The organism is Streptomyces sp. S07_1.15 (assembly GCF_020739505.1).
Classification (GTDB): Bacteria; Actinomycetota; Actinomycetes; order Streptomycetales; family Streptomycetaceae; genus Streptomyces; species Streptomyces xinghaiensis.
The window spans coordinates 1413740-1434265 of record NZ_JAJBZK010000001.1 but is presented as its reverse complement, the minus strand read 5'-3'; the positions used below and the strand labels follow the sequence as shown (position 1 = coordinate 1434265).

The following is a 20526-nucleotide window of genomic DNA, read 5'->3' as shown; positions in this document are numbered from 1 at the left end:
GATCGCGGACGGGGCCCGAAGCCGGGGGCTGCCGGAGGCAGGGCCCCGCGGGCGGACAAGCCGGCGGCCGGTGTTCCCCCGCTGATGCCCGGCCGCCGTGCCGGCCCGCCGGCGAACCGGGCCAGTTGCTGCTCACGGTGACCGGCTCCCCGCTCGCCCGTGGCGCGCGGCCCGCGGTCCGCGGTCCGTCGCCGTCACCCGTGGGCTCAGGGCGGCAACCCCGGCCCGTGGGCTCAGGGCAGCAGCCCCGCCCGCCGTGCCGCCACCACCGCCTCCAGCCGGCTGTGCGCTCCCAGCCTCCGCATCGCCGACCGCAGGTACGCCTTCACCGTCTCCGGCCGCACCCCCAGCCGCTCCGCCGCGTCGGCGTTGGTGGCACCCGCCGCCACGCACGCCAGGACGTCCAGTTCGCGCGGTGCCAGTCCCGTGCCGCCCGGGGCCCCGCGGCGGTCCGCCGCCGCCGGCTCGGCCGAACCGGCCTCGGCCAGCCGTTCGCAGACGGCCAGCACCTCGTCGCGCAGCTCCGGGTCCGCCACTCGCGGCGCCAGTGCGCGCAGCCGGGCGTGCGCCTCGCGCACCCTCTCCCACGCCGCTCCGGACATCACCCCGCCGGCCCCGTCCGGATCACCGGCGTCGCCGGGGCCGCCGAAGCCGTCCGGACCACCGGGCCCGCCGAGCCCCGAACCACCCGGACCCCCGGGACCGCCGAGGGCACCCGCACCCGCACCGGCGGCGTCCGCCGCGCCCCCGGGTCCCGCGAACACCCCGGCCGCTCCCGCCCCGGCGGGCCCTGCCGCCCGCGCCGTGCCGGTCCGTCCCCGCGCCAGCAGCCGCTGTGCCTCGTCACGGACCGCCAGGGTCCGTTCCAGCTCCCGTGCCGCGCCCATCGCGGCGTGCAGGGTGCGGTCACCCAGCGGCACCGGCTGCCGCAGCGCCCCGTAGAGCACGCCCCGCACCTGCCGTCCCACGATCACCGGGACCGCGAGGACGGCGCGCAGGCCCTCGGCCGCCACCGCGCCGTCGTACTCGTGGCTGATGGTCCGTGAGGCCGGGTAGTCGGTCACCGTCACCGGCCGGGACAGGGCCAGGGCCTTGCCGCCCAGGCCGTTGCCGGTCGTCACCGACAGGCCCGCCAGGGAGCCGGTGGACGCGCCGCTGAGCTCGCCGATGCGCAGCCGCGTGCCGTCCACCAGCAGCCCGCCGAAGGCCACCGGCAGCCCGCTGGTCCGCCGCAGGCGCAGCAGCGCCGCTCTGACCTCGGCGGTCGCGCCCGGCGTACGCGGCCCCTCCGCGTTCGCGCCCCCGTGCTCCAGTTCGGCCACGGTCAACTCCCCTCCCCCGTACGCATATACCGGTGTCACCCCCGTCCGGGGGTAGTGAGACGCAGGTCACTGCCTCAAGATGCTACTGAGCCGCACCACCACGAGGAGGACAGATGACGGGAAGCGGAATCACGGCGTCGGCCGGCGCCGGTGAGCCGCCCGCCGCCACGGAGGCCACGGAGGAGTTCCGCCGGGCCCGCGATTTCCTCCTCCGCCACCGGGAGGACTACGAGGCCGCCCGCGCCGGGTTCCGCTGGCCGCGCCCGTCCCGCTTCAACTGGGCCCTGGACTGGTTCGACCGGGTGGCCGAGGGCAACGACCGCACCGCGCTGCACATCGTCGAGGAGGACGGCCGCGAGAGCCGCAGCTCCTTCGCCGAGCTCTCCGCCCGCTCCGGCCGGGTCGCCAACTGGCTCCGTGCCCAGGGGGTGCGGGCCGGCGACCGGATCGTCGTCATGCTCGGCAACCAGACCGAGCTGTGGGAGACCGCGCTCGCCGCCATGAAGCTGCGCGCCGTCGTCATCCCCGCCACCCCGCTGCTCGGCCCGGCCGACCTGGCCGACCGCGTCGCCCGCGGCCGGGCGGGGCACGTCGTCGTCCGGGCCGGGGACACCGCCAAGTTCGCGGACGTCCCCGGCGACTACACCCGGATCGCCGTCTGCGGCACCGGCCCGGACGCCCCCGGCCCGCCGCCCGGCTGGCTCCCGTACGAAGAGGCCCGCGGCTTCCCGGACGCCTTCGCCCCGGACGGCCCCACCGCCGCCGGCGACCCGCTGCTGCTGTACTTCACCTCGGGCACCACGGCCCGCCCCAAACTCGTCGAGCACACCCATCTCTCGTATCCGGTAGGCCATCTGGCCACCATGTACTGGATCGGGCTGCGGCCCGGCGACACCCACCTCAACATCTCCTCGCCCGGCTGGGCCAAGCACGCCTGGAGCAGCCTCTTCGCGCCGTGGAACGCCGAGGCCACCGTCGTCGTGCACAACTACACCCGCTTCGACGCGGCCCGGCTCATGGAGCACATGGACCGCCTCGGCGTCACCAGCTTCTGCGCCCCGCCCACCGTCTGGCGGATGCTCGTCCAGGCCGACCTGACCCGGCTGGCCACCCCGCCGCGCGAGGTGGTCGCGGCGGGGGAGCCGCTCAACCCGGAGGTCATCGAACGGGTCCGGGCGGACTGGGGGGTGACGATCCGGGACGGCTTCGGCCAGACGGAGACCGCCGTCCAGATCGCCAACAGCCCCGGGCAGCCCGTGAGACCCGGGTCCATGGGCCGCCCGATGCCCGGCTTCGCCATCGATCTGCTCGACCCGGCCACCGGCGAGCCCGGCGACGAGGGCGAGGTGTGCGTCCGCCTCACCGGCCCCGACGGCGAGCGCCCCGTCGGGCTCATGACCGGCTACCACGGCGACGCCTCCCGCACCGCGGAGGTGATGGCCGGCGGCCACTACCACACCGGGGACCTCGCCTCCCGCGACGCCGGGGGCCACCTCACCTATGTCGGCCGCGACGACGACGTCTTCAAGTCCTCCGACTACAAGATCTCGCCCTTCGAGCTGGAGAGCGCGCTGCTGGAGCACGAGGCGGTCGCCGAGGCCGCCGTCGTCCCCGCGCCGGATCCGCTGCGGCTCTCGGTGCCCAAGGCGTATGTCGTCCTGGCCGAGGGCTGGACGCCCGGGCCGGAGACCGCCCGGGAGCTTTTCGCCCATTCCCGGCGGAACTTGGCACCCTACAAACGGGTCCGTCTGATCGAGTTCGCCGAACTGCCCAAGACGGTCTCGGGCAAGATCCGCCGGATCGAGCTGCGGCGACGTACCGCAGAGGGAAGCACCACAAGCGCCACCGCATACCGCGAGGGGGACCACTCATGAGCAAGCGCTCCGCCGTTTCCGCCGACGGCACCGCAGAGGGCGACGGCACCGCCCCGGAGGGGACGGACCCGGCCGGCGCCGCCACACCGGCGGCCGGCGAGCTCTCGTACGCCGCCGGCACCGCGGACGGGCCACTGCTCGGCGACACCATCGGGGCCAACCTCGACCGCGCGATCGCCGCCCACCCCGACCGCGAGGCGCTCGTGGACGTGGTGTCCGGCCGCCGCTGGACCTACGCCGAGTTCGGCGCCGCCGTCGACGAGGTGGCGCTCGGCCTGCTCGCCAAGGGCGTCCTCAAGGGCGACCGGGTCGGCATCTGGGCCGTCAACTGCCCCGAGTGGGTCCTCGTGCAGTACGCGACCGCGCGCATCGGCGCCATCATGGTCAACATCAACCCGGCCTACCGCGTGCACGAACTGGCGTATGTGCTCAAGCAGGCCGGGATCGGGGTGATGGTCTCCTCCGTCGAGCACAAGACCAGCGACTACCGGCGCATGGTCGAACAGGTCCGCGCCCACGCCCCCGCCCTGCGCGACGTCGTCTACATCGAGGACTCCACCTGGCAGGGCCTCATCCGGGCCGGCCAGGGCGTGCCGCGCGAGCGCCTGGCCGCGCGCGCCGCCGAACTCAGCTGCGACGACCCCGTCAACATCCAGTACACCTCGGGCACCACCGGCTTCCCCAAGGGCGCCACCCTCTCCCACCACAACATCCTCAACAACGGCTTCTGGGTGGGCGAGCTGATCCACTACACCGAGCAGGACCGCATCTGCCTGCCCGTGCCCTTCTACCACTGCTTCGGCATGGTCATGGGCAATCTCGCCGCCACCACCCACGGCGCCTGCATCGTCATCCCGGCCCGCTCGTTCGACCCCGCGGCCACCCTCGAAGCCGTCGCCGCCGAACGCTGCACCTCCCTCTACGGGGTGCCGACGATGTTCATCGCCGAACTCGGCCTGCCCGGCTTCGAGGACTACGACCTCTCCTCGCTGCGGACGGGCATCATGGCCGGCTCGCCCTGCCCGGTGGAGGTGATGAAGCGGGTCGTCAGCGAGATGAACATGGCCGAGGTGTCGATCTGCTACGGCATGACCGAAACCTCCCCGGTCTCCACGCAGACCCGGCGCGAGGACGACCTGGAGCGCCGCGTCGGCACCGTCGGCCGGGTGCTGCCGCACCTGGAGGTGAAGATCACCGACCCGGCGACCGGCCTCACCGTGCCGCGCGGCACCGCGGGTGAACTCTGCACCCGCGGCTACTCGGTGATGCTCGGCTACTGGGAGGAGCCCGAGCGCACCGCGGAGGTCATCGACCACGCCCGCTGGATGCACACCGGTGATCTGGCGGTGATGGGCGAGGACGGCTACGTCCGGATCGTCGGACGCATCAAGGACATGATCATCCGCGGGGGCGAGAACGTCTATCCGCGGGAGATCGAGGAGTTCCTGTACAGCCACCCCAAGATCGCCGATGTGCAGGTGGTCGGGGTGCCGGACGAGACCTACGGCGAGGAGATCCTCGCCTGCGTCATCCTCCGCGACCCGGCGGACCCCCTGACCCGCGACGAGCTCGCCCGCTACTGCCGCGGCCGGCTCGCGCACTTCAAGGTCCCCCGCCATCTGCGGGTCATGGACTCCTTCCCCACCACCGTCAGCGGCAAGGTGCGCAAGGTCGAGCTGCGCGAGGGCTTTACGGCACCGGCGCGTACCCCGCAGCAGTCGCGCTCCCCGGAACGCGCCCGCGCCGGGACGTGACCGGCGGCGGAGTCACCCACCGGCCGCGGTGGCGGCAGGCCCGTGCCGTACACCCTCCGGGGTGAACCCCCGGGCCGGACGGGTGAGTCCGGTGGACCCCCGGGCGGCGATGACGGTAGCGAAGCCCCGTCATCGTCGACCGAAGGGGATGCCCCATGCCGGCCAACCGACCACGCCCGCCCCGGCGGCCGCACGCGCGAGCGGCGGCCGCCCTGGCCGCCGGGCTCGCGCTCGCCGCCCTCACCCCCCAGGCCGCCGAGGGCGGCCCGCCGTCCGCGCGAGCCGAGGACAGCGGCCGCCAGGAGGACGGCGACCGCCAGGAGGACGGCGGCGGCGAGAAGGAGGGCGGCAGCGAGAAGGACGGCAGCGGCGACGCCGTCCGCGTCAACCAGATCGGCTATCTCACCGGAGCCGCCAAGGTGGCCGCCGTCGTCAGCGCGGCCGGGAAGCCGGTCGGCTGGCGGCTGCGGATCCACGGCTCCGGCGCCGTCGCGGCATCGGGCCGCACCCGGGTGCACGGCCACGACCGGGCCTCCGGCGACCATGTCCACCACGCCGACTTCTCCCGGCACCGCACCCCCGGCCGCTATGTGCTGGAGGCGGACGGCGCGGGCCGCAGCGTCCCGTTCTCCGTACGGGACCGCGCCCTCTACCCGGCGCTGGCCCGCGACGCGATGGGCTACTTCTACTTCCACCGGATGGGCACCCCCGTCGAGGCCCGCCACCTCCAGTACCCGGCGCACGCCCACGAGGCCCTGCACCCCGGCGACGCGTCCGTCCCCTGTTACCGCCGGTGGTGCGGCAAGCAGCGGCTGGACGTCCGCGGCGCCTGGGCGGACGCCGGCGATTTCGGCGTCTACCCGGTCAACCACGCCCTCGCCGCCTGGACCCTGCTCAACCTCCACGAACGCGACCCCCGGGCCCTGCCCGACGGATCCCTCGCGATCCCCGAACGCTCCAACGGCCGCCCCGACGTCCTCGACGAGACCGCCTACGGCTCCCGCTTCATCCCCGGCATGCTGCCCCGCGAGGGCCTCGCCTCGCACAAGGTCCACAACCACGCGTGGAGCGGCTTCCCGCCCGAGTCGGTGGCCGCCGAGAACGCCATGAAGCGCTCCGCCATGCCGCCCTCCACCAACGCCACCTACGCGGTCGCCCGCACCACCGCCCACCTCTCCCGCGTGCTCGCCCCCCACGACCCGCGGCGCGCCGCCGCCCTCTGGCGCACCGCCGAGGACGCCTGGTCCCGCGCCGAGGCCCGCCCCGACACCGACTACACCGCTGCCGTCGAGGACGCCGAGGGCGGCGGCGACTACGAGGACCGCGGCAACAGCGACGACCGCTACGCCGCCGCGGCCGAGCTCTACCTCACCGGACACCGCCGCGCCGACCCCTCAACCGCCGCCTACCGCACGGCCGTCACCGGCTCCCGCCACTACCGGGAGATCACCCGCCGCTTCTCCTGGGCGCGGACCGCGACCACCGGCACCCTCTCCCTGCTGGCCGCCCGCAACGACCTGCCCGCCGCCGACCGGGTCCGGATGACGCGGCGCCTGCGCGCCGAGGCCGACCGGATCCTGGCCGTCCTCGGCAAGGAGGGCTACCCCGTCCCGCTCGCCGGGGACCGGAAGTACCCGTGGGGCTCCAACTCCGCCGTCGTCAACCGCATCCTGCTGCTCGGCACCGCCTACGACCTGACCGGCGACCGGCGCTATCTGCGCGGTGCGCACCGCGCCATGGACTACCTCATGGGGACCAACGCCCTGCGCCTCTCCTACATCACCGGGTACGGCGAGCACAGCGAGACCGACCTCCACGACCGCTGGGCCTGGGGCCGCTTCCCGCGTGCCCCGTTCCCCCGCGGCTGGCTGGCCGGCGGGCCCAACAACACCCTCGTCAACGACAAGGCCACCCCCAAGGGCCGCCCCGCCGCCAAGTCCTACGCGGGCCCCCGCACGGCTCCCGGGGCCTGGAGCTCCAAGGAGAACGCCGTCAACTGGAACGCGCCCCTGGTCTGGGCCGCCGCCTTCCTCGACCGCACCACCGGAGAACTCACCGGCACGGGGCGGCGGGACTGAGCGCGCCCGGGCCCCCGCCCGGCCCGCCCGGCCTCAGGCGCCCATCCGGATGAGGTCGTCCGCCGCGTCGTTCACGGGCTGCGGTGTGCCGGTGAGATCCATGACGAACAGCGGCACCAGTAACTCGTCGGCGCGGGTCCGGGCGTCGTGGGCGTAACCGGCCAGGGAGAAGAACACCCCGACCGCCGAGGCGTTGAGCCCGTTGAGCCAGAGGCACTCGACCTCGCGCAGCGCGGACGGCCGGGTGGTCGGGTCGACCTGGGCGACGACCCCGGTGCCGCGCAGGTCCACACCGGTGCCGGGGCGGTCGTCGCAGGCGAGGACGTCGCGGAAGCCCAGCCAGCGCAGGTACTTCGCGGCGGCGTTGACCGCGTCCCGGCCGGTGCGGATCGTCACCGGCCGGAACGCGGGCCGCGGCACCGCCGAGGTCGGGGCGGGCTGCCGGGGCGGTTCCGCGGGGGAGTCCGGGACGGCCGGGGAGGCACTGGTCAGCGGCGCGACGGGCAGCCGCAGCAACAGCCCGCACGGGCAGCCCAGTTCGGGCCGCGGCCACTGGCTGCGCCGTCCGCAGGCATCGCAGCGCACGGTGACCCAGGTGTCCTCCCAGGTGTGGTGTTCGACCCGGACGGGAGGCCCGCCGCGCAGGATGCGCGGGGTCAGCGGGGAACCGCAGGCGCAGGGGTAGGTGTTCGGGGTGTACGAGTGCTCGCGGCGGCACGAGGGGCAGCGCACCGGCACGCTCTCCGCCATGTTCGGGCTCCAGCAGGGGCGTAGGGATATCGGCCCCCATGGTCCCCGACGACCGGCCGCCGCGGGAGGAAAACGGAAGAGGTCCGTACATCCGGATAACGCGGGCGGGCCCGGGGACGGCGCCACGAGGCCCGGGGCCCGGGGCCCGGAGCGGCCGGGGCCCGTGTCCGGCGACGCGCCCGTCAGCGCCCCGTCCCCGCCGCCCCCTCCGTCACCGGCCGCGTCTCCGGCGTCTTCGCCGTCTTCGCCGTTTTGTCCGACGGCACCCCGCGGCGGTTCCTGGCCGCCGGTACGACCAGCGGTGTGCCGGTCTCGGGGTCGTCGATGACCCGGCAGGCGAGGCCGAACACGTCCTCGACCAGCTCCGCCGTGACGATCTCCGCGGGCGGCCCGGAGGCGACGATGCGCCCCTCGCGCATGGCGATGAGGTGGGTGGCGTACCGGGCCGCGTGGTTGAGGTCGTGGAGGACGGCGACCAGAGTGCGGCCCTCCTCCTCGTGGAGGCGGGCGCACAGGTCCAGGATCTCGATCTGGTGGGCGAGGTCCAGGAAGGTCGTCGGCTCGTCCAGGAGCAGCAGCGGTGTCTGCTGCGCCAGGGCCATGGCGATCCACACACGCTGCCGCTGCCCGCCGGAGAGTTCGTCCACGGTGCGGTCGGCGAGGTCGGTGATCCCCGTGGCGTCCATCGACGCGGCGACGACCCGCTCGTCCTCCGACGACCACTGGCGCAGCAGCCCCTGGTGCGGATACCGGCCGCGGGAGACGAGTTCGGAGACGCCGATGCCGTCCGGGGCGATCGAGGACTGCGGCAGCAGCCCGAGGGTGCGGGCCACCTGCTTCGCGGGGGTCGCGGAGATGTCCCGGCCGTCGAGGAGCACGCTGCCCGCCGCCGGCTTGAGCATCCGGGACAGCGCGCGCAGCAGGGTGGACTTGCCGCAGGCGTTGGGGCCGATGATGACGGTGAAGGAACGGTCGGGGATCGCGACGGTCAGATCCTCGGCGACGGTCCGCCGGTCGTAGGCGAGGGTCAGCCCGCCGCCGCGCAGCCGGGTGTCCGGGCCCTCCACCGGGGCGGGCCGCACCTCCCGCCCGCCGCGCTCGTCCCGCCCCGCTCCCGGCCGCTGCTGCCGCTGTCCCGGCGTCATGTGCTGTGCTCCGTCCTCGCTGTGCTCGTTGCCGCCGCGGGCCCCTGCCCCGGTCTCCGGGTCTGCCCCGGTCGCTGTCCCGGCCCCTGCCGCCTTCTCCCCGTTCACAGCCGCCCCGCCCTCCGCTGCCGGGCGAGCAGCCACACCAGATAGCCGCCACCGAGCAGACCCGTCACCACACCGACGGGCAACTGCCGTGCGCCGAAGGCGTTCTGCGCGGCCCAGTCGGCGCACACCAGCAGCGCCGCCCCCATGCAGGCCGCCGGGACCAGGTTGGGGCCGGGCGCCTTCGTGAGGCGCTTGGCGAGCTGCGGGGCGGTGAGCGCGACGAAGGCCACCGGGCCCGCGCAGGCGGCGGCGAACGACGCCAGGGCCACCGCCGACGCCAGGGCCACCAGCCGGACCCGTTCGACCCGGATGCCCAGGGCGTGCGCCGCGTCGTCGCCCATCTCCGCCATGCGCAGCGCCCGGCCGCAGCCGACGACGGTCACCGGGAGCAGCACCGTCACCGCGATCAGCAGGGGCGTCACCTCGGCCCAGCCGCGCCCGTCCAGGCTGCCCGTCAGCCAGAGGACCGCGCGGGACGCCTCCATCAGCTTCGCCCGGGTGAGCAGATAGCCGTTGACGCCGGTGAGCATGGCCATCACACCGATGCCGATCAGGACGAGCCGCAGGCCGTGCAGCCCCTGCCGCCACGCCAGGGCGAAGATCAGCAGGCCGGTGAGCAGCCCTCCCGCGACGGCACCACCCGCCAGGGCGGCGCTGCTGCCGCCGGTGATGACGACGACGAGCGCGCCGGTCGACGCGCCCTGCGTGAGTCCGAGCAGGTCCGGGCTGCCCAGCGGATTGCGGACGACGGACTGGAACACCGCCCCCGACAGCGCCAGCGCCGCCCCGGCCAGCAGCGCGGCGATCACCCGGGGGAGCCGCAGTTCGTTGACGATGAAGTCCTGGGCGGGGGTGCCCGATCCGGCGACGGTGCGCAGCACCTCGGCCGGGCCGATGGGGAACTCGCCGCTGCCGACGCTCAGGACGCCGACGGCCAGCGCGGCGAACAGGCAGCCGGCCGCCGCGGCGAGCGTCCGGGGGCGGTAGCGGAGGCTGACGGCGGGGAGCGGGCGCAGTGTGCGCAGTGTCCCGCCGGGCGGTGCGCCGGCGCCGCCGAGGCGCCGCGGGCGCCGTACGCGGGCCGGGGCGGGCCCGTGCCGGCCGTCAACTCCCGTGCCGGCCGGGGCTTCTCCCGTGCCGGTCCGCTGCGGTGCGGTCTTCTCCCGTGCGGTCTTCCCGGTGGTCACCGGCTTCATGCTCCCGCCACCTTCCGGCGCCGCAGAACGTACAGGAAGAGGGGTCCGCCGAGCACCGCCGTGACGATGCCGACCTGGAGTTCGCCGGGCCGCCCGAGGAGCCGGCCGAGCACGTCGGCGCCCAGCAGCAGCACCGGGGCGAGCACGGCGCAGTAGGGCAGCATCCAGCGCAGGTCCGGGCCCGTCAGCGCCCGCACCAGGTGGGGGACCATGAGCCCGACGAAGACGATCGGCCCCGCGGCGGCGGTGGCCGCCCCGCACAGCAGGGTGACGGCGACCATGGAGGCGACGCGTACCCGGGCGGGCCGGGCGCCGAGCGCGCGTGCCTGGTCGTCGCCGAGCGCCAGGGCGTTCAGCGGCCGGGCCAGCGCCAGCGACACCAGCACCCCGGAGGCGATGAACGGCAGTACCTTCATCACCGTGTCCGTCTGGGCGGAGGCGAGGGAGCCGACGGTCCAGAACCGCATCCGGTCCAGCGACACGGTGTTGAGGATCATCGCGGCGTTGACGTACGAGTAGAGCGCGGCGTTGAGCGCGGCCCCGGCCAGCGCCAGCCGCGCCGGGGTCGCCCCGCGTCCGCCGCCGACCGTGTAGACGAGGGCGGAGACGACGGCGGCGCCCGCCAGCGCGAACCACACATAGCCGGTGAAGGCCGTCACCCCGAGGAAGGTGATGGCGGTGACCACGGCGGCGGAGGCGCCCGCGTTGATGCCCAGCAGCCCGGGGTCGGCCAGCGGGTTGCGGGTGAGCGCCTGCATCACCCCGCCCGCCAGGCCCAGGGCGGCGCCGACGAGCAGCCCGAGAAGGGTGCGCGGCAGCCGCATCCCGTGCACCACCTGGTAGGCCGCGGCGTCGCTGTCGAGCAGGCCGTGCCACACCTCGGCCGCCGTGAGCGGCCGGGCGCCGAAACCGAGGCTGAGCACCGTCAGAACCAGCAGCAGGACGAGCGCGCCCGCCAACCCCGCGGCGCGCAGGGCCCATCGGGCACCGGGGGGCCGGCCGGCCGGCGGACGGGGCGGCGGCGGAGCCGGGGTGGTGCTCCGCGTCGCCGGGGACGGCTCGGTGACTGACACGTACGGCTCCGGTCGGGCCGGGGGGCGGGAGGAGCCCGCGCCCTTGGGCGGAAACTTTGGTTAGGTTAACCTAACATCTGCTGATCGGCCGCTGCGGTCTCCGCCGGCCTTGTCCGCGTTCCACCGCCCTGCACGAAAGGCACCACCATGTCCGGGAACCGTCCCGCTTCCCCCTCCCGCCGCGGCCTGCTCGCCGCGACCGGCGCTCTCGGCCTCAGCGTCCTGCTGGCGGCCTGCGGCGGCGACTCCGGCTCGTCCTCCGGCGCCGACGACAGCAAGAGCAAGCCGTGGTCCTTCACCGACGACCGCAAGAAGAAGGTCACCGCGGACAGCACCCCGGAACGGATCGTCGCCTTCACCGGCACGGCCGCGGCCCTCGCGGACTTCGGCCTCAAGGACAAGATCGTCGGTGTCTTCGGCGAGACCACCCTCAAGGACGGCTCCGCCCACCCGCAGGCCGGTGACCTCGACGTGAAGAAGGTCGAGGTGCTCGGCAACGCCTGGGGCGAGTTCGACATCGAGAAGTACGCGGCCCTCAACCCGGATCTGCTGGTGACGCACCAGTACGACAAGGGCTCGCTCTGGTACGTCCCCGAGGAGAGCGCGGACAAGATCCTCAAGGTCGCGCCCAGCGTCGCCACGCAGGTCGCCAACGTCTCCCTCACCGAGCCCATCGAACGCTATGCCGAACTGGCCGAATCCCTCGGCGCCGACCTGAAGTCCCCGCAGGTCACCGAGGGCAAGGAGCGGTTCGAGAAGGCCGCGGAGAAGCTGCGGAAGGCCGCGAAGGCCAACGGCGGGCTGAAGGTCATGGCCGCCTCCGGCAGCGCCGACTACTTCTACGTCTCCACCCCCGGCCCCGCCGCGGACCTGAAGTACTTCGAGGAGCTGGGCGTCGAGTTCGTCACCCCGAAGGACGTGAAGGAGAGCGGTGGTTACTTCGAGAGCCTGAGCTGGGAGAACGCCGACAAGTACGACGCCGACCTGATCATCCTCGACAACCGCGGCACCGCTCTGCAGGAGAAGGACCTGGAGTCCAAGCCCACCTGGAAGAAGCTGGCCGCGGTCGAGGCCGGCCAGGTCGCGGAGTGGGACCCGGTGCCGCGCTTCTCCTACCAGGGTGCCGCCCCGCTGCTGGAGAACCTCGCGGAGGCCATCGAGGAGTCCGAGAAGCTGGACTGACGGTCCGTGGCCGGAGGCGGCGGTGCCGCCGGAGGCGAGAGGGCGGAACGCGGACCGGCCGGGGGGTTCGGCCGGTCCGCGTCCGCGTCCGCGTGTGCGCCCGTCCCTCGCCCCCCGTCCCCCGCCCTTCTGTGCGCCCCGCGCGCTGCTGCCGGAGACCGGCCCCGCCGCCGTGCTGCCGCCCGCGCGCCGGCCGTTCGCCCGCCCGTGAAGGGCCGGGCCCCGGCCGAAGTGGCGGGAAACCGCATGTGAGAAAGGCCGGGGTGGGGGTTGAGGGCGAGTCAGGTTAGGTTAGGCTAACCTTCGTTCTCGCTCCATCCCCGCCCCCCTCGACGGAGGACGTGCACGTGAGTCTTCAGGGACCCCTCCCCACCGCCCTGACCGGCGTGGCCCCACCGGCCGCCGACCCCGACCCCCGCTCCCACCTGCTGGGGAACGAAACGGCCGACGACTACCGGCGCCTGGTCACCGACGGCGTGACGCGGGTCGCCGCCGCGGTGGCCCGGACGGCCCGCCCCTTCACCGGCGTCTCCCCGGACGAACTCGCCCCCCGCGTGGGCGCGATCGACCTGGACCGGCCCCTGGGCGACCCGGCCGCCGCCCTCGCCGAACTGGAGGAGGTGTACCTGCGCGACGCGGTCTACTTCCACCACCCCCGCTACCTCGCCCACCTCAACTGCCCGGTGGTGCTCCCCGCCCTCCTCGGCGAAGCCGTCCTGTCCGCCGTCAACTCCTCCCTCGACACCTGGGACCAGAGCGCCGGCGGCACCCTGATGGAACGTCACGTCATCGACTGGACCACCGGCCGCATCGGCCTCGGCCGCGCCGCCGACGGCATCTTCACCAGCGGCGGCACCCAGTCCAACCTCCAGGCCCTGCTGCTGGCCCGGGAGGAGACGTGCCGGATGCTGCGGAAGAACCTCCCCGCCCCGGCACCGCTCGCCGCGCTGCTGCCGCAGCTGCGCATCCTCACCTCCGAGGACAGCCACTTCTCCGTCCAGAAGAGCGCCAAACTCCTCGGCCTGGCACCCGACTCCGTCATCCCCGTGCCCTCCGACGGCAACCGGCGGATGCGCACCGACCTCCTCGCCGCCGAGATCGACCGCTGCTCCGCGGCGGACCTCACCGTGATGGCCGTGGTCGCCACCGCCGGAACCACCGACTTCGGCTCCATCGACCCCCTCCCCGCCATCGCCGGACTCTGCGAACGCGCCGGCATCTGGCTGCACGTGGACGCCGCCTACGGCTGCGGACTGCTGGCCTCCCCGACCCGCCGCCATCTGCTCGACGGCATCGAACGGGCCTCGTCCGTCACCGTCGACTACCACAAGTCCTTCTTCCAGCCGGTCAGTTCGAGTGCCGTCCTGGTCCGCGACGGCGCCACGCTGCGCCACGCCACCTACTACGCGGACTACCTCAACCCGGCCCGCAGCGCGGAGCGGCGCATCCCCAACCAGGTCGACAAGAGCCTGCAGACCACCCGGCGCTTCGACGCCCTCAAAATGTGGCTGACGCTGCGCATCATGGGCGCCGACGCCGTGGGACGCCTCTTCGACCAGGTCGTCGACCTCGCCGCCGACGCCTGGCGGCTGCTGGACGCGGACCCGCGCTTCGAGGTCGTCACCGAACCCTCCCTGTCCACTCTGGTCTTTCGGTACGTACCGGCCGGCGGCGAGCACACCGATGCCGACCGGCGCCACACCGACCTGGCCAATCTGCACGCCCGGGAGGCCCTGGCGGCCTCGGGGGAGGCGCTGGTCGCCGGAACGGTCGTCGACGGGCGGCACCACCTGAAATTCACCCTGCTCAACCCGCGCACCACGCTCGACGACATCCGCGCCGTGCTGGGCCTCGTCGCCGCCCACGCCGGAGACCACGCCGGCAACCACGGCGCCGCTCCCGAACCGGCGGCGGCCACCGGGACCGCGGGTTCGCCGGTCCGCTGACCGTCACCGACCCGACCCGACCCGACCCGACCAGACCCGCCCCGGGCCCCGGCCCCGGCCACAGCGGTGACAGTCCTCAGCCCGTAGCCAGCAGCCAGTAACCAGCAGTCAGCAGCCAGCAGCCAGTCCTCACCCTCCACGGAGACCGACGTGCCCGACACCACCACTACGCCCGGAACGCCCACCGGCCCGGCCCGCACCGCACCGCACGACCTCATCGGCATCGGCCTCGGCCCGTTCAACCTCGGCCTGGCCTGCCTCACCGAGCCCCTCGACGACCTCGACGGCCTCTTCCTGGAGAGCCGCCCCGCGTTCTCCTGGCACCCGGGCATGATGCTGGCCGGCACGCATCTGCAGACCCCGTTCATGGCCGACCTCGTGACCCTGGCCGACCCCGCCTCGCCCTACTCCTTCCTCTGCTACCTCAAGGAGACCGGGCGGCTCTATCCGTTCTACATCCGGGAGAACTTCTACCCGCTGCGCTCGGAGTACGACGCCTACTGCCGCTGGGCCGCCGCCCGCCTCACCTCCCTCCGCTTCGGACACGACGTCACCTCGGTGACGTACGACGAGACCGACGGCCTCTACACCGTCCACGCCGTCCGCACCGCCACCGGCGAACGCACCGAGCACCGGGCCCGCCACCTCGTCCTCGGCACCGGCACCTCGCCGTACATCCCCGAGGTCTGCCGCGACCTGGGCGGTGACGTCCTCCACAACTCCCGCTACCTGGAGGAGAAGGAGGCACTCCAGGCCAAGCGGAGCATCACCGTCGTCGGCAGCGGCCAGAGCGCCGCCGAGATCTACCACGAGCTGCTCTCCGAGATCGGCACCCACGGCTACCGGCTCGACTGGATCACCCGCTCCCCGCGCTTCTTCCCGCTCGAATACACCAAGCTCACCCTGGAGATGACCTCCCCCGAGTACGTGGACTACTTCCACGCCCTCCCCGAGGACACCCGCCACCGCCTGGCGGAGGAGCAGAAGCCGCTCTACAAGGGCATCAACTCCGAGCTCATCAACACCATCTACGACCTGCTCTACGAGAAGAGCGCCGCCGGCCCCGTCCCGACCCGGCTCATCAGCAACACGGCGCTCACCGACGCCTCGTACGACGAGTCCACCGGTACCTACACCCTCGGCCTCCACCAGCGGGAACAGGACCGGACGTTCTCGCACACCACGGAGGGCCTGATCCTCGCCACCGGCTACAGCTACCGGATCCCCGCCTTCCTCGACGGCATCCGCGACCGGCTGCGCTTCGACAGCCGCGGGCGCCTCGACCCGGCCCGCGACTACAGCGTCGACCTCGCCGGCCGCGGCGTGTTCCTGCAGAACGGCGCCGTCCACGCGCACAGCGTCACCTCGCCGGACCTCGGCATGGGCCCGTACCGCAACGCCCACATCATCCGGGACGTCCTCGGCCGCGAGGCCTACCCGGTCGAGAAGTCCTTCACCTTCCAGGACTTCGCCGCCCCCGAGGGGAGCCCGGCATGAGCGGCGCCCCGGACCACGGCCCCGGCTCCGGCTCCGGCTCCGGCCCGGCGGTACTCGCCGGTGGGACAGCCGGCCCCGGCTCCCGCACGCCCCTGTTCCGCCGTGCGGACCCCCGGCTCGGCGAGTTCGCCGTCGTCCCCCTCGACCCGCACGCCGACGCGGCCCTGCTGCACCGCTGGGTGACCGACCCCAAGGCCGCCTTCTGGCTGATGCAGGACGCGGACGAGAAGGACGTGGCCGAGGAGTACGAGCGGATCGCGGCGCACCCGCACCACGACGCCTTCCTCGGCCTCCACCGCGGCCGGCCCGCCTTCCTCGTCGAACGCTACGACCCCGCGCACGTCGAACTCGCCGGGCTCTACGACCCGCTGCCCGGCGATGTGGGCATGCACTTCCTCACCGCTCCCGGCGACACCCCCCTGCACGGCTTCACCCGTGCCGTGATCACCACCGTCATGGCGATGCTCTTCGACGACCCGGAGGCCCGGCGGGTCGTCGTCGAGCCCGACGTCCGCAACACCGCCGTCCACGCACTGAACGAGGCCGTCGGGTTCGAACCCGTCGCCACCATCGCCAAACCGGAGAAGGACGCCCTGCTGAGCGTCTGCACCCGCGACCGGTTCGCAGCAGCCGTACGAGGAGCAGCGACATGAGCACCACCGCCCCCCACGGGGCCGCAGCCGCCGACGCCGCCCCCCACGGCGCGGCCCCGCTCCGGCCCGCCCCGCACACCGCGGCACCCGCCGAGGCGGTCGCCCACCTCACCCCCGGGCCCTGGGACACGGCCGTCCGGCTGCTGATCCGTAAGGCCCTCGCCGAGTTCTCCCACGAGCGGCTGCTCGCCCCGGAGCCGCTGCCCGGCGGCCGCTACCGCGTCACCAGCGACGACGGCACCGTCGAATACCGCTTCGCCGCCCGGCGGATGCGGCTCGACCACTGGCACGTCGACGCGGCGAGCATCACCCGCCACCGCGTCGGCGGCACCGGCACCGATGAGGCGCACGGCACGGCCGAGGTACAGGACACGTCCGAGGCGCACGGCACCGAACTCCCGCTCGATGGCTTCGCCTTCTTCACCGAGCTGCGCACCACCCTGGGCATCGCCGACGACATCCTCCCCGTCTACCTGGAGGAGATCGGCTCCACCCTCTCCGGCACCGCCTACAAACTCGGCAAGCCCCCCGTCAGCGCAGCCGAACTGGCCGCCGCCGACTTCCAGGCCATCGAGACCGGCATGACCGAGGGCCACCCCTGCTTCGTCGCCAACAACGGCCGTCTCGGCTTCGGCATCCACGACTACCACGCCCACGCACCCGAGACCGGCGCACCCGTCCGGCTGCTGTGGCTGGCCGCCCACCGCGACCACACCACCTTCACCTGCTCCGCCGACACCGACTACGACACCCTGCTCCGCGCCGAACTCGGCGACGCCCTCCTCGGCCGCTTCACCGCACAGCTCACCGGCCTCGGCCTCGACCCCGGCGACTACCTGCTCATACCCGTCCACCCCTGGCAGTGGTGGAACAAACTCTCCGTCACCTTCGCCGCCGAGATAGCCCAGCGGCGCCTGGTCTGCCTCGGCCCCGGTGACGACGACTACCTCGCCCAGCAGTCCATCCGCACCTTCTTCAACACCAGCGATCCGGCGAAGCACTACGTCAAAACGGCCCTCTCCGTCCTCAACATGGGCTTCATGCGCGGACTCTCCGCCGCCTACATGGAGGCCACCCCCGCCATCAACGACTGGCTCGCCGACCTCGTCGCCCGCGACCCCGTCCTCCGCCGGACCGGCCTCGGTGTCATCCGCGAGCGCGCCGCCATCGGCTACCGCCACCGCGGCTACGAGGCCGCCACCGACAAACACTCCCCGTACCGCAAAATGCTCGCCGCCCTCTGGCGCGAGAGCCCCGTCCCCGGCCTGCGCCCCGGACAGCGGCTCGCCACCATGGCCGCTCTCCTCCACACCGACCGGGACGGCCGCTCCCTCACCGCCGCCCTCATCGAACGCTCCGGCCTGACCGCCGAGGACTGGCTGCGCCGCTACCTCGACGCCTACCTCACCCCGCTGCTGCACAGCTTCTACGCCCACGACCTGGCGTACATGCCGCACGGCGAGAACGTCATCCTCGTGCTGGAGGACGACGCCGTGGCCCGGGTGGTCTTCAAGGACATCGCCGAGGAGATCGTCGTCATGAACGACGGCGCCGAGCTGCCGCCCGAGGTCGAACGCGTCCGGGCCGAGGTGCCCGAGGACATGAAACTGCTCTCCATCCTCACCGACGTCTTCGACTGCTTCCTGCGCCACCTGGCGGCCGTGCTGGCGGCCGAGGAGGTCGTCGACGAGGACGCCTTCTGGCGCACGGTCGCCGGGACCGTCACGGCCTACCAGGAGTCCGTGCCCGAACTCGCCGACCGCTTCGCGCGGTACGACATCTTCGCCGGCGAGTTCGCCCTGTCCTGCCTCAACCGGCTCCAATTGCGCAACAACCGGCAGATGGTCGACCTCCAGGACCCCTCCGGCGCCCTCCAGCTCGTCGGCACCCTGGAGAACCCGATCGCGGCCCACGCCCCGGCGGCAGCGGCCCCGGGAGCGACGGCCTCCGCTCCGGCGGCGGCCCTCGGCGCGGACGGGACCTCCGGCGCGGACGGGACCTCCGGCGCGGCGGCGGCAGCAGACGGCGTGCGGGCCCCCGCACCGTCCCCCACACCGTCGAGGACCTGACCGCCCATGCAGCCGGAGAGAGAACCGGAGCCGAATCCGGAGACGAAGCCGGAGACGAAGCCGTCGAAGCCGGAGAGTCGGCCCGGGGCAGGGCGGGGGAGGAGTCCTGAAGCGGTCCGGGAAGCGGGCCACGGGACAGGGCCGGAGAGGCGGCCGGAGCCGGGAACGCGGCCCCGCCCGGCCGCCGGCCGCCCCGCCCCTGAAGCCGGCCCGGACCACCCGGACCACCCGGACCACCCGGATCACCCCGGCCACCCCGCCCGGTGGCTGATCCTCGCCGTCGTCTGCCTCGCCGAACTGGTCGTCGTCCTCGACAACACCGTGCTCAACGTGGCGATCCCGTCCCTCACGGCGGAACTCGGCGCCTCCACCGCCGACATCCAGTGGGTGATCAACGCCTACGCGCTGGTCCAGGCCGGGCTGCTGCTCACCGCAGGCAGCACCGCCGACCGCTACGGCCGCAAACGGATGCTGCTCACCGGGCTCGTCCTGTTCGGTATCGGCTCCCTCGCCGCCGGACTCGCCGGCTCCGCCGGCCAGTTGATCGCCGCGCGGGCCGGCATGGGCGTGGGCGCGGCCCTGCTGCTCACCACCACCCTCGCCGTCGTCCTGCAGATCTTCGGGGCGGCGGAACGCCCCAAGGCCATCGGCATCTGGGCCGCCGTCAGCGCGCTCGGCTTCGCCGTCGGGCCCGTCGTCGGCGGCCTGGTGCTCAGCCACTACTGGTGGGGCGCGATCTTCCTGGTCAACATCCCCGTGGTGCTGTTCGCCCTCGCCGCCGCGGCGGTCCTCGTCCCGGAGACCCGCGACCCGGCCGCCGGCCGCCCCGACCTGCCGGGCGCCGCCCTCTCCGTCGTCGGCATGACGGCCCTGGTGTACGCGGTGATCACCGGGCCGGAGCACGGCTGGACCTCCGTGTCCGTGCTCCTCCCCGCGCTGTTCGGCGTCGCCGGGCTGGTCCTCTTCGCCGGGTGGGAACGCCGGACCCCGCACCCCATGCTGGACCCGCGGCTGTTCCGCGACCGCCGCTTCTCCGGCGCCGTGACGGGCGTCGTCCTCATCACCTTCGGCAGCGGGGGAGCGCTCTATCTGCTCACCCAGCAGCTCCAGTTCATCCGCGGCGGCACCCCGCTGGAGGCCGGACTGGCCATCGCGCCGTTCGCGCTGACCGTGGTGGCGCTGAACTTCACCGGTGTCTCGGCCCGGCTGATCCGCGGCTTCGGGCTGCCGACCGTGATCACCTGCGGGATGGCCGTGCTGGCGGCCGGGTTCGCGGTGGTGGCGCTGGTGGGCGACGGGCACTACGGCGGGCTGCTGTCCGGCCTGCTGCTGATGGGCGTCGGCTGTGCCTTCGCCAACCCGGCCATCGCCGAGGCCGTCATGGGCTCCATCCCGAAGGAGAAGGCCGGCGCGGGCGCCGGCGTCAACAGCACCCTCGCCGAACTGGGCGCGGGGCTCGGGGTCGCCGTCCTCGGCGCCGTCCTCGCCTCCCGGTTCAGCGGACTGCTGCCCGCCTCGGCAGCCGGTGCCGATTCGTTTCCCGAGGCCCTGGGCCGCGCCGCCGGCGAGGCGGAGCAGGCCCGGATCACCTCGGCCTTCGCGGCCGGTCTGGAGACGGGCCAGCTGGTGGGCGCCGTGGCCGTACTCGCCGGGGGCTGCGCGGCGGGATACCTGCTGCGGCGCGCGGGCGGGGACGAGGACGGGAGCGGGGGCGGGGATGCGGACGGGGAGCCCGGCGCGGGAAGGGCCGTGGGCGCGGGGGCTGCCGTCAGCGCGGGAGCGGCCGCGGGCTCCGGCCCCGGGCCGCACACGGGCGCGGGGCCGGCCGCGGGCTCCGGCCCGGACCCGGGCGCACCGGAAGCCGGTCCGCCCGACGCGG

Annotated in this window: 13 protein-coding genes and 1 pseudogene; 9 read left to right on the top strand and 5 right to left on the bottom strand. The window is 74.0% G+C overall.

Going from position 1 to position 20526, the window contains the following annotated elements; translation table 11 throughout:
* Positions 1-233: 233 nt before the first annotated feature.
* Complete coding sequence (locus LIX60_RS06070) at positions 234-1322, bottom strand: LuxR C-terminal-related transcriptional regulator (protein ID WP_227962650.1); 1089 nt, start codon at positions 1320-1322, stop codon at positions 234-236.
* Positions 1323-1435: 113 nt separating this feature from the next.
* Here LIX60_RS06070 and LIX60_RS06065 point away from each other — a divergent pair, with 113 nt between their 5' ends.
* The 3 genes from LIX60_RS06065 to LIX60_RS06055 all read left to right on the top strand — a co-directional run bounded on the left by LIX60_RS06065 (position 1436) and on the right by LIX60_RS06055 (position 7028).
* Positions 1436-3196: an AMP-binding protein gene (locus tag LIX60_RS06065; RefSeq protein ID WP_227957530.1), complete on the top strand. Its 1761-nt coding sequence runs from the start codon at positions 1436-1438 to the stop codon at positions 3194-3196.
* Entirely contained in the window at positions 3193-4950 is a 1758-nt protein-coding gene (locus LIX60_RS06060; RefSeq protein ID WP_227957529.1) for an AMP-binding protein, read from the top strand. Before LIX60_RS06065 ends, LIX60_RS06060 begins: the two co-directional genes overlap by 4 nt.
* A gap of 155 nt (positions 4951-5105) precedes the next feature.
* A complete protein-coding gene (locus tag LIX60_RS06055; RefSeq protein WP_227957528.1) occupies positions 5106-7028 on the top strand; it encodes a glycoside hydrolase family 9 protein in 1923 nt (640 codons plus the stop codon).
* Positions 7029-7061: 33 nt separating this feature from the next.
* Here the strand turns inward: LIX60_RS06055 and LIX60_RS06050 are convergent, their stop codons facing one another.
* The 4 genes from LIX60_RS06050 to LIX60_RS06035 all read right to left on the bottom strand — a co-directional run bounded on the left by LIX60_RS06050 (position 7062) and on the right by LIX60_RS06035 (position 11300).
* Complete coding sequence (locus LIX60_RS06050; protein ID WP_227957527.1) at positions 7062-7778, bottom strand: hypothetical protein; 717 nt, start codon at positions 7776-7778, stop codon at positions 7062-7064.
* A 182-nt stretch (positions 7779-7960) separates the two neighbouring features.
* Complete coding sequence (locus tag LIX60_RS06045) at positions 7961-8923, bottom strand: ABC transporter ATP-binding protein (RefSeq protein ID WP_227957526.1); 963 nt, start codon at positions 8921-8923, stop codon at positions 7961-7963.
* A gap of 104 nt (positions 8924-9027) precedes the next feature.
* Entirely contained in the window at positions 9028-10227 is a 1200-nt protein-coding gene (locus tag LIX60_RS06040) for an iron chelate uptake ABC transporter family permease subunit (RefSeq protein ID WP_227957525.1), read from the bottom strand.
* A complete protein-coding gene (locus LIX60_RS06035) occupies positions 10224-11300 on the bottom strand; it encodes a FecCD family ABC transporter permease (RefSeq protein WP_374117808.1) in 1077 nt (358 codons plus the stop codon). The genes LIX60_RS06040 and LIX60_RS06035 overlap by 4 nt, the downstream gene beginning before the upstream one ends.
* A 147-nt stretch (positions 11301-11447) precedes the next feature.
* On the opposite strand from LIX60_RS06035, the gene LIX60_RS06030 reads away from it, so the two are divergent.
* From LIX60_RS06030 to LIX60_RS06005, 6 genes and pseudogenes are all read left to right on the top strand, one after another.
* On the top strand, positions 11448-12482 hold the full coding sequence (locus LIX60_RS06030; protein WP_227957524.1) for an ABC transporter substrate-binding protein: 1035 nt from the start codon (positions 11448-11450) through the stop codon (positions 12480-12482).
* A 377-nt stretch (positions 12483-12859) separates the two neighbouring features.
* The gene (locus tag LIX60_RS06025; RefSeq protein WP_227962648.1) at positions 12860-14428 is read left to right on the top strand and encodes an aspartate aminotransferase family protein; all 1569 of its coding nucleotides are present in this window, start codon (positions 12860-12862) and stop codon (positions 14426-14428) included.
* A 150-nt stretch (positions 14429-14578) separates the two neighbouring features.
* Complete coding sequence (locus LIX60_RS06020; protein WP_227957523.1) at positions 14579-15925, top strand: lysine N(6)-hydroxylase/L-ornithine N(5)-oxygenase family protein; 1347 nt, start codon at positions 14579-14581, stop codon at positions 15923-15925.
* Positions 15922-16578 (top strand): GNAT family N-acetyltransferase, encoded by a 657-nt coding sequence (locus tag LIX60_RS06015; RefSeq protein WP_227957522.1) that lies wholly within the window; start codon positions 15922-15924, stop codon positions 16576-16578. Before LIX60_RS06020 ends, LIX60_RS06015 begins: the two co-directional genes overlap by 4 nt.
* Positions 16575-18647, top strand: a complete 2073-nt coding sequence (locus LIX60_RS06010) for an IucA/IucC family siderophore biosynthesis protein (RefSeq protein ID WP_308101103.1) — start codon at positions 16575-16577, stop codon at positions 18645-18647. The genes LIX60_RS06015 and LIX60_RS06010 overlap by 4 nt, the downstream gene beginning before the upstream one ends.
* Positions 18648-18914: 267 nt before the next feature.
* Positions 18915-20375: pseudogene (locus LIX60_RS06005) on the top strand (DHA2 family efflux MFS transporter permease subunit); the annotation flags it as partial.
* Between the last annotated feature and the right edge of the window lie 151 nt (positions 20376-20526).